12 protein-coding genes and 2 pseudogenes are annotated in these 13,438 nt (G+C 61.5%); 4 read left to right on the top strand and 10 right to left on the bottom strand.

Features of this window, described 5'->3' with window-relative positions; translation table 11 throughout:
- Positions 1-5: 5 nt before the first annotated feature.
- The 5 genes from FVF58_RS44935 to fusA all read right to left on the bottom strand — a co-directional run bounded on the left by FVF58_RS44935 (position 6) and on the right by fusA (position 6,397).
- Positions 6-713, bottom strand: a complete 708-nt coding sequence (locus FVF58_RS44935; protein ID WP_149676054.1) for an EthD family reductase — start codon at positions 711-713, stop codon at positions 6-8.
- A gap of 2 nt (positions 714-715) precedes the next feature.
- Entirely contained in the window at positions 716-1,252 is a 537-nt protein-coding gene (gene hpaC / locus FVF58_RS44930; RefSeq protein WP_149676026.1) for a 4-hydroxyphenylacetate 3-monooxygenase, reductase component, read from the bottom strand.
- Between the two features lie 33 nt (positions 1,253-1,285).
- Entirely contained in the window at positions 1,286-2,497 is a 1,212-nt protein-coding gene (locus FVF58_RS44925; protein WP_149676025.1) for an acyl-CoA dehydrogenase family protein, read from the bottom strand.
- A gap of 34 nt (positions 2,498-2,531) precedes the next feature.
- On the bottom strand, positions 2,532-3,884 hold the full coding sequence (locus FVF58_RS44920) for an MFS transporter (protein WP_149676053.1): 1,353 nt from the start codon (positions 3,882-3,884) through the stop codon (positions 2,532-2,534).
- A 461-nt stretch (positions 3,885-4,345) separates the two neighbouring features.
- The gene (gene fusA, locus FVF58_RS44915) at positions 4,346-6,397 is read right to left on the bottom strand and encodes an elongation factor G (RefSeq protein WP_149676024.1); all 2,052 of its coding nucleotides are present in this window, start codon (positions 6,395-6,397) and stop codon (positions 4,346-4,348) included.
- 199 nt (positions 6,398-6,596) lie between these two features.
- Between fusA and FVF58_RS44910 the strand changes: the two genes are divergently transcribed.
- Positions 6,597-7,082, top strand: coding sequence for an aminoacyl-tRNA deacylase (locus tag FVF58_RS44910; protein WP_149676023.1), 486 nt, complete (start codon positions 6,597-6,599; stop codon positions 7,080-7,082).
- Between the two features lie 82 nt (positions 7,083-7,164).
- On the top strand, positions 7,165-7,902 hold the full coding sequence (locus tag FVF58_RS44905) for a BON domain-containing protein (RefSeq protein ID WP_149676022.1): 738 nt from the start codon (positions 7,165-7,167) through the stop codon (positions 7,900-7,902).
- Positions 7,903-8,209: 307 nt separating this feature from the next.
- On the opposite strand, the gene FVF58_RS44900 is transcribed toward FVF58_RS44905, so the two are convergent.
- The 5 genes and pseudogenes from FVF58_RS44900 to FVF58_RS53730 form a co-directional block, all read right to left on the bottom strand.
- Entirely contained in the window at positions 8,210-8,680 is a 471-nt protein-coding gene (locus FVF58_RS44900) for a hypothetical protein (protein WP_246217506.1), read from the bottom strand.
- A gap of 539 nt (positions 8,681-9,219) precedes the next feature.
- Complete coding sequence (locus tag FVF58_RS44895) at positions 9,220-9,438, bottom strand: hypothetical protein (protein WP_188131154.1); 219 nt, start codon at positions 9,436-9,438, stop codon at positions 9,220-9,222.
- Between the two features lie 545 nt (positions 9,439-9,983).
- Positions 9,984-10,148 (bottom strand): annotated as a pseudogene (locus FVF58_RS53735) (transcriptional regulator); the annotation flags it as partial.
- Positions 10,149-10,357: 209 nt separating this feature from the next.
- On the bottom strand, positions 10,358-10,987 hold the full coding sequence (locus FVF58_RS54580; protein WP_342802445.1) for a hypothetical protein: 630 nt from the start codon (positions 10,985-10,987) through the stop codon (positions 10,358-10,360).
- A gap of 430 nt (positions 10,988-11,417) precedes the next feature.
- Positions 11,418-11,537 (bottom strand): annotated as a pseudogene (locus FVF58_RS53730) (IS110 family transposase); the annotation flags it as partial.
- A gap of 417 nt (positions 11,538-11,954) precedes the next feature.
- On the opposite strand from FVF58_RS53730, the gene FVF58_RS44875 reads away from it, so the two are divergent.
- Positions 11,955-12,461 carry an SUF system Fe-S cluster assembly regulator gene (locus FVF58_RS44875; RefSeq protein WP_149676020.1) on the top strand — a complete coding sequence of 169 codons (507 nt, stop codon included), beginning with the start codon at positions 11,955-11,957 and terminating at the stop codon, positions 12,459-12,461.
- Positions 12,458-13,438: Fe-S cluster assembly protein SufB (gene sufB, locus FVF58_RS44870; RefSeq protein WP_149676019.1), on the top strand; the 981-nt coding region annotated here is incomplete at its 3' end. The genes FVF58_RS44875 and sufB, both read left to right, overlap by 4 nt.

The following is a 13,438-nucleotide window of genomic DNA, read 5'->3' as shown; positions in this document are numbered from 1 at the left end:
CTCTCTCACCTGGGCGTCAGGTTACCGTAAATGCTGCGCATCGGGTAATGCGGAGCCGCCCCGCTATATGGCGGAAACGAATCGAAGTCCTGCTTCATTCGCGCGCGCACGGGCGACGCGAGCGCGGCATTCAGTGCATCGACATCGTCGAACACGACCTTGTTGCGTTGCATGGCCGTCGCGGGTGCATGAGCCAGGCCGGAGCGGTAGTCGATACGCGTATAGATTTCCAGTTCGCGGATGCCGGGCAACTGCATCATCAACGGCGGATGATGCGTCATATAGTGCGTGAGCCACGCATTGAAATCGTCCGCCTCGCCTTCGTAGCTGACGAGGTACGTGCAACGTTCGTCGGAAACGCGGGACGCCTGCTGATGCGGCGTGGAAAATTTGCGCACGGCCATTGCCTGCTGGCGCAGCGTGCAATGGCCCGCGCGTTCGGCAATGCTGTCGGCGACCGCCTGTATCGCGCCGCCTCGTTGCAGCGCTGTCTCGAGCAGTTCGAGATCGTCGAAATACCATTGCGTGACGCAGAACGGCGCCGACGCATGCGCGCCCTTTGTGCGCTCGTCCTGCACGGCAGGCAGATGCAGCACGAAGCGACACAGTCCCGCTACGTCGCACGCGGCGGACTGCAGGCGCGAGATGTCGGATCGATCGAACGCATCGCGGCTGTGACCGCCTTCGCCGATCAGAAAGAAGCAGAGTTCCATCTTCACCTCGCGCATTGAGTGGCCGGGGAAGCGCCCGCGGCGACCGGCCGCGCAAGGCGGTGAAACTGCCGCGCGAAATAGATGAGTCCGTCGCCATCCGAACGCACGGAGATGTCGTCGATCCGCACGAACATGACCGAGTGCGACCCGACGCTCTTGAGTTCGACGATCGTCCCTTCAAGATTCGTAATGGCGTGCGAGAGAACAGGCACAGCCGAACGCCCCGGTTTCCACGCATGGCGCGCGAACCGCTCGTCCATCGAACACGATGTCATGCCGGCGAAGTCGCGCGCGAGATCCTGATACTCGCCGGCGAGCACGTTGATGCATACGTTACGGTTCTCGCGCAGGATGTCGTGCACATAACTGGCCTGGTTGATACAGACGAGCATCGTTGGTGGCGAGTCCGTCACCGAGCAGACGGCGCTCGCAGTGAGTCCGCAGCGTCCGCTCGGTCCGTCGGTGGTAATGACATTGACGGCGGCAGGCAGGCACGCCATCGCGTCGCGGAAGCGTCGCTTCATCTCTTCGTTCGTCATTGCAAGTTCCTCGTGTTCGATTCGCGCGTTGCATCACGGATACGGCGTGACGGGCGGAACGCCGACGAACAGTGCGCCCGACGCGTCATACGTGCCTTCGCCGAGAAACGCATGCTGTGTCACGACGATCGAATCGCGCACCAGACGCTGCAGCCGGCTTTCACGATAGATCGCTGAGACGCCCGCCATCTGGTATGCCTGCATCACGACTTCGGCGCACACCTGGGCCGCATGCGTTGCGCTGAGCCGCATCAGATTCGCCTGGCTGGGCGTGACGGGATCGCCGGCGATGATGGTGTCCCACGCGGCCTGCGCGGATTCGTAGAAGAACGCACGCGCGCTGCGCCACTGCGCTTCGGCTTTCGCGAGCCCCGAACGGTAGTAGCCGCGGTCAGCGAGACGCGGCGCGCCGGTCGTGGTCTTCGTCACGCCGGACATGTCCGTGAGCAGGTCGAGCGCGGCGCGCGCGAGACCGACGTTCACGGCCGCGTGCACCTGGGCCTGGTATGCGACAGCAGGGTAGCGATACAGCGGTTCGTCGATCAGCGCATTGCCGCCTCGCACGAAAGTCCACTGCGCATCCACGAATTTGTCGCGCAGGCGCAGATCGTGACTGCCCGTGCCTTGCATGCCGACGACTTTCCAGTTGTCGACGATCTCCACTTCGCTTGCGGGAAACACGGCGGTGAAGGGCTTGCCCGCGCCCGCGTCGCCTGAACCTGCCGGCGTGCCGCCGATGCCGACGCCGATCCAGTCCGCACCCTTGCAGCCGCTCGCGAAGCGCCACTGGCCGCTCACCTTGTAGCCGTCCGGCACTTTGACGGCCGGTTGCAGCGGATATAGACCGCCTGCAAAAACCTGATCCGGGCCCTTCGCGTAGATCTGCTGCTGCGTTTCGACGGGCAGCGACGCGAGGTAGGTATTCGCCGATCCGAACGCGGCGACCCACGCAGTCGATCCATCCGCGATCGCAATGCGTTCGAGTATTGCCAGAAACTGCGGCGGCGGAAGTGCGTCACCGCCGAAACGGCGCGGCGTGCTGGCGCGATAGATGCCCGCGCGTTTCATCTTCGCGATCATGTCGCGCGGCACGTGCGACAGTTGATCGAATTCGTCTCTGCGGCGCTCGATTTCTTCGATCAGTACACCGAGCGAAATGGGACCGGCATACTCGGGATACGGCGCGTCCTCGTCGATGAGGTGCGGCTCGCAGGCGTAGGTCGAAATGCTTTGAAGGCTTTGCATGATGAATATGTGTTGGATTGAATGGAGCGGCCCGTCAGGCGGTCACGGGTTCGGCAGCTTGTCTTGCCTGCAGACGCGCGGCTCTGGGGAAGGTCTCGGGCGCCATGCAGGTAGCGAAGACCGTAACGAGCGCAAGCGCGACCAGATAGATGGCGACAGGCGTGGCGCTGCGGTAGTGGGCGAGCAAAGCGGTGGCGATCATCGGCGAGAGGCCGCCGCCGAGTACCGACGAAATTTCGCGTCCAATGCCGAGACCCGAGAAGCGCAGATGAACGGGCAGCAACTCGCTGATAAAGGCGGGCTGCGCGCCTTCCAGAATGCCGAGCGTGATGCTGTTGGCAAGAATGAGCGCCGTGATGACTTTCCACGGCACGCCGGAACCGAGCAGCGCGAAGTACGGATAAGCCACCAGCACCATCGCGATCGCACCTGTGAGATACACCGGCTTGCGGCCGATCTTGTCGGTGACATGTCCCGTCAGCAGCGTTACGGGAATCATCAATAGCATCGACAGCGTGAGCCCGCTCAGAATCCACGTTGATTTCACGCCGAGGAACTGACTGTACGCAATCGAGAACGCGAAGAAGATGTATGACGCACCGCCTTCACCGAAGCGCAGGCCGAAGACGGTGAGCACCTGGCGCGGACAGCGGCGCAGCACTTCGACGATCGGCATGCGGCTATCGCGCTGGGTCGCTTTGACTTCGACGAAGTCCGGGCTTTCCTGGACGGAGCTGCGCATCCAGAGTCCGAGCACCACGAGCACCGCGCTGCACAGGAACGGCACGCGCCAGCCCCAGCTGAGGAAGTCCGCGCTCGGCAGCGTCTGCGCGAGCAGAAACGCGGCGGTGGACAGCACGAAGCCGAATGCGGCGCCGCAAGGGCTCCATGCCGCGAGCGCGCCGCGTTTCGAAGCGGGAGCGCTCTCGTGAATCATCAGGATGCTGCCGCTCCATTCGCCGCCTGCCGCGAGCCCTTGAAGGATGCGCAACAGAACCAGACCGATCGGGGCCGCAATGCCGATTTGCTGATACGTCGGCAGCAGGCCCATGCAAACGGTCGCAACGCCCATTGTCAACAGCGTGAGCATCATCACCGTCTTGCGCCCATAGCGGTCGCCAATATGGCCGCACAGCACGCCGCCGACAGGACGCGCAATAAAGCCGACCGTGAAGCCGCCGAATGCGGCGATCGTCCCCGTCAATGGATCGCTGCCGACGGGAAAGAACAGCTTGCCGAACACGAGCGCGGCGGCCGTTCCATAGAGAAAGAAGTCGTACCACTCGAGTATCTGGCCGAGTACGGCAGTCGTCACGGCACGGCGTACCGTGCTCGTGGTGCGTGCACGGGACGAAGAGGCAAAGGTGGCTGTCGCGTGAGGATTCATGGCATTGGGCAGAGCAAGACGTTGAAGATCCCGCTTCCCGATCGGGTAGACCGGCAGGGGCGACATGGCGAATCCGGAAGACATGGGCAAACGATATGGGCGAGAGAATCCACCGTCAAATTCAGGCCAAAAATGCGCGACATGAATGCCGTTCATGACGATTTGCACTGCGATGGTGTGCGTGAGAAGTCGTATAAAACCTGCTTATCGCAACGGTTCTATTTGACTGATTTGACCGCGCATAAAGGCGAACTCAGGTTGCGCAAGTCCGCAGCCGCGTTGGCCGCATTGACATGGCTCGCGTTGGCCGGTGCGGCGCACGCGCAGAGTTGGGTGACGATATATTGGGCATCCGGGACAAGGTCTGAAGAACCCGGCGCCGCGGCTCGGCTATCCGTGATTGCGCAGTAGTGGACGTGGCATCGAACGGTCGCGTGACGACGACGCGACCGGCATGCCACTCATGTCACCGTGCCGTCGCCCTGTTTCTTGTGCTGCGACGCCATCCGCTCCTGCTGAGCGGGGGGCACCGGATCATAGTGGCTGAGCTGGATGCTGTAGTTACCGTGCCCGCCGGCAATGGCGTTCAGACGCAACTGATAGTCGTTGAGTTCGGACAGTGGCACCTGCCCCGCAATGATCACCGCGTTGCCGGCGGCCACGCGTGTGCCGTGAACCTGCCCGCGCTTGGCGGACAGGTCGCCGATGATGTCACCCATCGCGACTTCCGGCGTCATCACCTCGATGTTCACGATGGGCTCCAGCAGGATGGGCCGGGCTTTCAGCACCGCATCGATGAAGGCCTTGCGCCCGGCGGAGACGAATGCCACTTCCTTGGAGTCGACCGAATGGCTCTTGCCGTCATAGACGGTGACTCGCACGTCCTGCATCGGAAAGCCTGCAAGCGGCCCGCTGTCGATGACCTGGAGGATGCCCTTTTCCACCGCGGGCATGAATTGGCCGGGAATCGCGCCGCCCTTCACGGCGTCGACGAACTCGAAACCCGTGCCGCGCGGCAGTGGCTCCACGCGCAGCATCACTTCGCCGAATTGCCCGGCGCCCCCGGTTTGCTTCTTGTGGCGATGATGGCCCTCGGCCGTGGCGCCGATGGTTTCCCGATAGGCGATCTTCGGCGGCCGCGTCACGACCTCGAGCTTGTACTGCTCGGATAGCCGTTCCAGCATGAGGCGTAGGTGCAACTCGCCCAGACCGCGTACCACCGTCTCGTTGGTGCCGACCGGGTGTTCGATGCGCAGGCACGGGTCCTCCGCACTCAACTTTTGTAGCATCTCCCAGAGGCGCTGCTCGTTGCCCCGGCGCGCGGGCTCGATCGCCAAACCATAGATGGGCGTGGGAAAGTCGAGCGGCGTGAGGTGGATGTTGCCGTCCTCGGGCGCGTCGTGCAGCACGGCGTCGAAGCCGATCTCGTCGACTTTGGCCGTGGCGCAGATATCGCCTGGACCGGCTTGCGGGACATCCACGTGCTCCTTGCCTTTCAGCAACATCAGATGGGCGATCCTGAATGGCTGGCGCCCGTCTCCGATATACAGTTGGCTATCGCGCCTGATCGTGCCCTGATGAATGCGAAACACGGCCATCTTGCCGATGTAAGGGTCCATGACGATCTTGAAGACGTGGGCCAATACATGCTTGTCGGGAACCGGTTCGGCGCGCACGACTTCCTGGCGGCCGCCGGCGTCGCGGTAGAACAGCGGCGGGTTGCCTTCCATGGGATTGGGCAGGAGCCGGACGAACACGTCCAGCAATTCCGCGATGCCGACGCCGTTGGCCGCCGACGTGAAGCAGATCGGCACCAGATGACCTTCGCGCAGCGCTCGCTCGAAGGGTTCGTGCAACTGCTCCGGGGTGATGGCCTGGCCTTGCTCCAGGTAACGCTCCATCAGGGCGGGATCGATCTCGACTACCTGATCGACCAGCGCATCGTGCGCAGCCGCAACGGACCGGAAATCGGCGTCGCCGGCCGGCTCGAAAAAGCAATCCACCACCTGGCGGCCGTTCTGAGCCGGCAGGTTGATGGGCAGGCATTTCATGCCGAAGCTCTCCTGAATTTGCGTCAGAAGCCCCTCGAGGTCGACCTTTTCGCCATCGATACCGTTCACGATGATCATTCTGCAGAGCTTGCGTTCTTCCGCCCATGCCATCATGCGCCGGGTGGTCATTTCGATGCCGCTCTGCGCATTGATGACGATGGCAGCAGTCTCCACCGCGGGCAACGCGCTGATCGCCAGCCCCGAAAAGTCCGGGTAGCCGGGCGTATCCAGCAGATAGATGCGCGTATCCTGGTAGTGCAGGTGGGCGACGGCAGAGCTCAGCGAGTGATGATATTTGCGCTCGAGCGGGTCGAAATCACAGACCGTGGTGCCGCGCTCGACGCTGCCGGGCGCGTGTATCGCGCCGCCCTGGTGCAGCAGTGCTTCGACGAGAGACGTCTTGCCGCACCCGGCATGTCCGACCAGGCCGATAGTACGTATGGAACCGGGGCCGTAACGCATGACTGCCCTCCTCCAGCAGTGGGTCTGGGGGCCATTATTGGCGAAAACGGATTGGTATGCCATACGGGGTCATCGCCCGATTCGTTGTGGCGCCACAGTCACGGCGCCGTCCGCATGTTTTTCACACGCGAGCGAAAGCGAACTATTCTTAAAGAATCTCGCGAAGTAGTCTCCTGTTTTCTTCTAGCGGAGGTGCGTCATGTCGATGTCAGCCACACTCCAGGACTGCCTGCGCAGCAAGGGCTTGCAGTACGAAATCGTGCATCACCCGTATAGCCATTCCAGCGTCGAAACCGCGGCGGCGGCGCATATTCCCGGCGATCGCCTCGCCAAGACAGTGCTTTTTGAAGACGAGCAAGGCTATGTGGCGGCTGTGCTGCCATCGACCTACGCCGTGCGACTGTCCGAGCTTTGGGCAAAGACCGGACGCCATCTCCTCCTGGCCAAAGAGGCCGATCTGCGCGAGTTGTTCAAGGATTGCGACGCGGGAGCGCTTCCGCCGGTATGTACGGCCTATGGCATGCAAACCTATCTTGACGAGAGCCTCGCGCTGCAGCCAGACGTTTATTTCGAGGCCGGCGATCATCAAGAGCTCATTCACATGGGCACGGATCAATTCCTTGATCTGATGGAGCGAGCCGAGCGGGCACGTTTCGCCCGTCGCATGCAGGGTCTGCCAATGTGACCGGCGCACGTTTGGTGCGGCCTGGTTTGCGCAGCGCGGCATAAAGCGCGCTGCGTCGCCCAACCTTTGCGCGAGGCAGATCATGCAACGCAGCGATGCGGTCCTGAAGCAGGTGATGGCAGCCTTCGAGCGCGAGTCACACCTGAAGCTGCACAATCATCCCATTCATATCAGTTTCGACGACGATGCCTTGATCGTGGCAGGCGAGGTGCCGGACGTCGCATCCAAGAAGCGCCTTCTCCAGTTGACCCAGATGCACAGGGATGGCAAGCGTCTGGTCGACCAGTTACGTGTCACCGCCAACCCGCCGGTCGCTGACGGCGAATTGCGCACACATATCTGCGAACGGCTGGCGCAGGCGGTGGATTTCCGCAACTGCGTGATCTGTGCACGGGTCAAGGGCCAGTTCGAAGTGCTGCGCGGCACCATGGACGAGGCGGGTAACGTCGGCAGCGGCGTCATCGAGGTGACGGTCGAGGACGGTGTGGTGACCTTGACGGGGCAAGTGATCAGCCTGTCTCACAGGCGCCTGGCGAGCGTGACTGCCTGGTGGGTCGGCGGCTGCCGCGACGTGGTGAACCTGCTGGAGCTGGTGCCCGCCGAAGCGGACGGCGACGAAGAAATTTCGGACGTGTTGCACCTGGTGCTCGAAACCGATTCGCGCGTGCGCGCCGAGCAGATCACCATCTCCGTCGAAAACCACAGGATCACGCTGGCGGGGTGGGTTGCAACCGAAGCCGAAAGACGGCAGGCGGAACAGGACGCGTGGTGTCTGGATGCTGTCGGGGGCGTCGTCAATCGTATCCAGGTGCGCGCCTGATCTGACGCAGGTGGTCGGAGGTCCAAGTCCTCCCGCCCCGGCCAAGACTGATAAGGCTCTCCGGGTTCTGCCCGCAGGGCCTTTTGTCTAACTTGGGTCGCATTGTCTAACTTGGCAGCGACGATCCGCGATGTCCTTCAAAGATTTCACAGACGCCAAAGCGCTCGGCACGGGGATTTTTCGGCCGTATTCTGATGTACTAGCCGAAATCGAACTGCGCCTTGAGTACCTGCTCCCGGTTCAGCCTGCTCCACGCGTGGACGGCGACTGCACGTCTGGAGCGAACTCCGCTCCCTTTGTCCAGGTACTAGGCGCTCAGTGGGGTTTCGAACGGTCGTGCGTCCGCTCGCCGGTCGATCATGCTCTCCTTCCGACGATCAAGCGATACCTTGCGCTTTTCTTCTGCGCTCGCAATGAAGTCGGACAGTTCGCGTTCCATCGCCGAATCCTTGACACCCGGTCTCCACGTCGCAGCGCCGTGTCGGCGGCGCGTGGCCCGAGCCAGCTCTAAAGCGGCCTTCGCTGTCTTCGCACATTCGTACTCAATCTGACTGCAAAGGTCGATCTGCTCACCGAACTCCCGGAACGCCTCTACATATTCGCGGGCGGCGTGCACCGTAGCCGGATATTCACGCAGTTCGGAGATAACCTTGCGGCTAAAGACGTTCCAGCGAACACTGTCCGGATAGATGAAAGCCGGGACGGAAACAGTGTGGGTGGCTTCGCGGCTTATAGAACGAGTCGGCTCCGCTGCTGCCCAGGCGGCTTTGTGCATCATCGTCCGGCATGTCCGGGCATAGCCTTCCAGAGATAACGCCACTTCCAGCGCGCTATCCTGCCGCTCACGTTTTCGTTCCCTCGCGTCCTTCGCGGAAATCCACGCTAGAGTTATGGTGGAGTCGACTGCGGCCGACGCGAGTGATATACGCTCTACGAGGCGCCGGCCCAACTGGATTCTTGTTGAACAGAAACTTTGACGGCCAGCCCCGTCGCATATGCGGCAACTTTGCAATCCCGCAAAAGCTCACCCATCGGGCGAGCTTTACGAGATTGAAATACAACTAACCGCCTGTCCCAATTGTGTACGTCACAACGTCAAATCCAGCTTTCCAGACGACGGCAGCGCACCGCAGATGCAGTGCTCTCCGATGCGCGCATCCTTCACGTTGTCAACGCCATTAAGCGTCAGCTCGTCGTACGGGTTTGTGGCGGCCATCCGGCCGCAAAGTTAGTGCACGTCGCGCAAGGCTGAATCCAGAGATCCATTCAAAGAGCGATAACCCGCGTCGCTTCAGACTTGGCAACCGGCTACGGCGGTCACTCCATCGACGGCGGTTCCATTGGTCCAGCAAACAGTGCGCGGTCGAAGAACGAATCGTCCAGTTCCAATATTTCATCGTCGCCCAAAAGGATCACGACTAACTGCCGTAAACCGTTCCCGGGTACTTCTGCGACTTCCCCGATGGTCTGCTTCGGCGTCCGGTCGTCCGTAAATCGCACCCAGTAGTAGCCCGGCACCACGGGTCGCGCGTCCATCCACTCCATAACTAATACCCCCTTGATCTGGCGAAATCGATCGCTGCTGCATCGTCGATTTTATCGCTGCGGCCTGGACGGCGGTTTCACGCAAGTATGAGTCAGGATCGCTGCGTCGGGCGAACTGCAGAGTCCGGCCGCTCCGCCAGCCCGCACCGACGATCAGTGGCTGACTCCGGGCGAAAAACACATGCGTACCGTGAGATCGCGCCGGGGTGCTGATCCTTTGTTGGGGGGGCCTGTTCCCCGAGACGTAACTGTTGCCACCTGGCGCATCGTGCGTTCGTGATCTGGTGGCTGAACGTCCATATTGGTCTCGTTAGTTGCAGCTTTGGGTCGGCGCACGCCTGCCGCCTATCGCCCGCCGTCAACCGTAGTGAGGCTTCGCAACTGCCTGCGAAGCCGTAGGGACGACATTGGCGACGCGCCCGAAGGACTTGTTGTTCCGGATGCACGCGCAGGGCATGTGTATGCCTGCTTCCAGGCTGATACCCGCACCGGGTGAGCGGTCAACTCTTACTTGCAGCCCAATGAGATGCGGGATCTCATTCCGGCTTATCGAAGACGCAAGCTTCGAGATCCTGTCTGAAATGCTGGATCCAACCGGTATCAAAGCCGAGGGGATATTCCCTCACAATTTGTGTTGATAGTCTGGTTACGGTGACATATCCCTGCAGGCCGACGTTCTCGTCACCCTTGGGGTCAGTCGTTGGACTTGCCCCCTGCATGACCGGATGGTCACGCTTAGGTTGGTGAATTTGGTCGCTGGCGAAACTTGCGCGGCAAATGATATTTCATTGCGCTGTGTGGGGGCGACTCGTTGCAATGGTCGAACGCGATGGCCAGATTTTGCAGCGTCGTCGGGGATCCGGCGTGGACCCGCCTCATGGTTATCACGAAGCTCCCGGCCAGCCACTCACTAAAGGCCGTCCGTCGTAAGTCCGTCGGGATGGATGCCATCAATGATCGATCGCCCTTCAACAAAGCCAGCCTGTTCTGCCGCTTCGGCCGACAGATACTCGGCTACAGGGTGAGAAAAGTTCATCCTTTGCCCGGCCACGCGAATGTCTGCCTCGGGACGAGCGACGTACCCAACGTACCCGAAAGGCACACCCGGAGGGTGTGGAGAATATTCGGGAACCGCAAGGACACGAATCACGAAGCCCTTATGAGACGCGAATACTTCTTTGCCTTTCGGCATGTCCATCTCCATCGAGGTTTTTTTCGACGAATCGCGGGCCGCTACGAATGCAGTAGAGGCAAGGCGCGCAACGAGTTCGCCGCGAGCATCAGGCGGCTCTGCGATCAGCCTCTCGTCAGTGGCACCGAGAACTACATCGATAGCAGCTTGTCCGACTATCTCTGCAACAAGATAAGCCCAGCGACGAGAGAACGGCCCGCCGCGAACTTTTATGCGCTCGCCGATTGCCGCGACGGCCGGAGGTTTGGTGGCGCCTTCGATACGAAACCAGACGTCGAACGTGTCCTTCGACGTGGATACCAACTCAACGTGAATTTCGAATCCACGATATTCGACCATTCGCTGCATGGAGATCTCCGGTTCCTGCTATGTGGGGACAGAATCGGGGCTTATTTGGTTGTGCTCGATGTCGGTCGACGCCACGAGTTTCGGACGCACCCGGCACGTCGCCTAGTCAGCGTAAACCCGCGACGCAGTTGGGCCGCCGTTGTGCCTGGTTAAAGGGTTATCCAGCGGAGTTTTCGCTGCCTTTACGGCGTTGATGTCAAGGGTCGATCTCCGGTGGGTCGGCTTTGGAAACGTCTCCGGCGCGGGTCACGCTTCTTTCCGCAGTCCGCTAGTAGGCGCAACGGCACGCTGCACGCATTGGTCGGACAGAGATGGGGAGCCCTCGCTCCAGGGCGCGCCCGGGGCGCGGCGGTCAGTTGCGGCTGCTTCCAGACCATCGTCCAGGCTTCGTACGCGTGCAGTAGGGTTCAGTTCCGGTGAGCGGTTTGCATCATGCCGTCGCGTCCATCGACCCGCATCGGAAATCGGAGCCATCTACCCACATCTTGTGCAGAAGAACGGCAAATTTGCGAGCCACGGCGGCCACAGCCCGGCGATGACCTCGGCTCTTGGGGTTAAGCCACGATACGCGTTCGTCGACAGCCCAAACTACAGGCGGGCTGGGCCTCCCCCGATACAGACGATACGCATGCCCGTTCCGCGCGTGGATTCTGGCGTTCAATCTGGTCGATATTTAAGGTGTCAAACAATTGGTGTCTGGGGGGCGCGTGGGTATTCGGGGGCGATGGGGCGTGTCTCTCCGGGGCCGTCCGTGACGAAGACCCATGCACTGACGAGGTCTTGCATACAGGTCTAGAATGAAATCAACGTACCCGTCGTCCATCGAAATGCTTCTCCGGAAACGGGAAGCGGTTGGCGACGTGGCCAGGAATCTCCACGCAGGACGGTGTCCTTCACTACAAACGTGCAGATTCCGCTGCGGTCTATTCAGGACTAAATAGGTCCTGTTGAGAAGGGAGGTATTCCGATGTTGCGCATGAGCAAACTCGCCGACTACAGCACGGTGATCATGACCGCGATGGCGCGCGACCCGGACGCCGTCCATAGCGCGAGCAGCATCGCGGCGGCGACCGGCGTCGCGATGCCCACCGTGTCAAAGATGCTGAAAGTCCTGACGCGGGGCGGTGTCGTCGAGTCGCTGCGCGGCACGAACGGCGGTTACCTGCTGCCGCGGCCGCCCGAGCGGATCACGCTGGCGGAGGTGATCGCCGCGGTCGACGGCCCGATCGGGATCACCGAATGCAGCACGCAGCCAGGCCTGTGCATCCAGGAGGCGGTGTGCGCGGTGCGCGCCAACTGGCAGAAGGTCAATCGCGTGATCTACGAGGCGTTACAGCAGGTCACGCTGGCGGACATGGCGGGACCGACCTTGCGCGCGGTCGATATCAGCGCGATCCGCGCGCGCAGCATTCCCAGCCGCCGCACGGACGCGACGCCACTGCCGCGCAAAACGACTGACGGAGGCCGCGCATGAGCGCATCTACAACCGGTTTCGAAGAACTGATCAGTCGCGAATACCAGCATGGTTTCGTGACTGACCTGGAGGCCGACACGTTGCCGAGCGGGCTGAGCGAGGACGTGATCCGGCTCATTTCCGCGAAAAAAAACGAGCCTGCGTTCATGCTCGAATGGCGGCTCGCGGCCTATCGGCACTGGCTCACGATGGCCGAGCCGCATTGGGCGACGGTCCGGCATCCGCCGATCGACTACCAGAGCATCGTCTATTATTCCGCACCGATGGCGCAGAGGAATCGTCCGAAGAGTCTCGATGAAGTCGATCCGGAACTGCTGCGTACTTACGAAAAGCTGGGTGTGCCGCTGGAAGAACGCGAACTCCTGGCAGGCGTCGCGGTGGATGCGGTATTCGACAGCGTCTCAGTCGCTACGACGTTCGGCGAAAAGCTCGCGGAACTCGGCATTGTGTTCTGTTCGTTCTCGGATGCCGTGCAGCATCATCCCGAACTGGTGCAGAAGTATCTCGGCTCGGTGGTGCCGCATACCGACAATTTCTTTGCTGCGCTGAATTCAGCCGTGTTCAGCGACGGCTCGTTCTGCTACATCCCGCCGGGCGTGCGCTGCCCGATGGAGCTGTCTACCTACTTCCGCATCAACGCGCAGAATACCGGGCAGTTCGAGCGCACACTGATCATCGCGGACAAGGGTGCCTATGTGAGCTACCTGGAAGGTTGCACTGCACCGATGCGCGACGAAAATCAGCTGCATGCCGCGGTGGTCGAACTGATCGCGCTGGAAGGGGCACAGGTCCGCTATTCGACGGTGCAGAACTGGTATCCGGGCGATGCGTCGGGCAAGGGCGGCATCTACAATTTCGTGACCAAGCGTGGCGATTGCCGCGAGGCGAATTCGAAGATTTCGTGGACCCAGGTGGAAACCGGTTCGGCGATCACGTGGAAGTACCCGAGCGTGGTCCTGCAGGGCGATAACTCGGTC

The organism is Paraburkholderia panacisoli, assembly GCF_008369935.1.
GTDB classification, from domain to species: Bacteria; Pseudomonadota; Gammaproteobacteria; order Burkholderiales; family Burkholderiaceae; genus Paraburkholderia; species Paraburkholderia panacisoli.
This window is presented reverse-complemented; position numbering and strand designations above follow the sequence as displayed.

Bases quoted from the DNA above. Each gene is read 5' to 3' on its own strand.
- FVF58_RS44910 (WP_149676023.1), top strand. From the start codon at position 6,597: ATGTCGATGTCAGCCACACTCCAGGACTGCCTGCGCAGCAAGGGCTTG.
- hpaC (WP_149676026.1), bottom strand. From the start codon at position 1,252: ATGACGAACGAAGAGATGAAGCGACGCTTCCGCGACGCGATGGCGTGC.
- fusA (WP_149676024.1), bottom strand. From the start codon at position 6,397: ATGCGTTACGGCCCCGGTTCCATACGTACTATCGGCCTGGTCGGACAT.
- FVF58_RS44920 (WP_149676053.1), bottom strand. From the start codon at position 3,884: ATGAATCCTCACGCGACAGCCACCTTTGCCTCTTCGTCCCGTGCACGC.
- FVF58_RS44875 (WP_149676020.1), top strand. From the start codon at position 11,955: ATGTTGCGCATGAGCAAACTCGCCGACTACAGCACGGTGATCATGACC.
- FVF58_RS54580 (WP_342802445.1), bottom strand. From the start codon at position 10,987: ATGCAGCGAATGGTCGAATATCGTGGATTCGAAATTCACGTTGAGTTG.
- FVF58_RS44900 (WP_246217506.1), bottom strand. From the start codon at position 8,680: ATGATGCACAAAGCCGCCTGGGCAGCAGCGGAGCCGACTCGTTCTATA.
- FVF58_RS44925 (WP_149676025.1), bottom strand. From the start codon at position 2,497: ATGCAAAGCCTTCAAAGCATTTCGACCTACGCCTGCGAGCCGCACCTC.
- FVF58_RS44905 (WP_149676022.1), top strand. From the start codon at position 7,165: ATGCAACGCAGCGATGCGGTCCTGAAGCAGGTGATGGCAGCCTTCGAG.
- FVF58_RS44895 (WP_188131154.1), bottom strand. From the start codon at position 9,438: ATGGACGCGCGACCCGTGGTGCCGGGCTACTACTGGGTGCGATTTACG.
- FVF58_RS44935 (WP_149676054.1), bottom strand. From the start codon at position 713: ATGGAACTCTGCTTCTTTCTGATCGGCGAAGGCGGTCACAGCCGCGAT.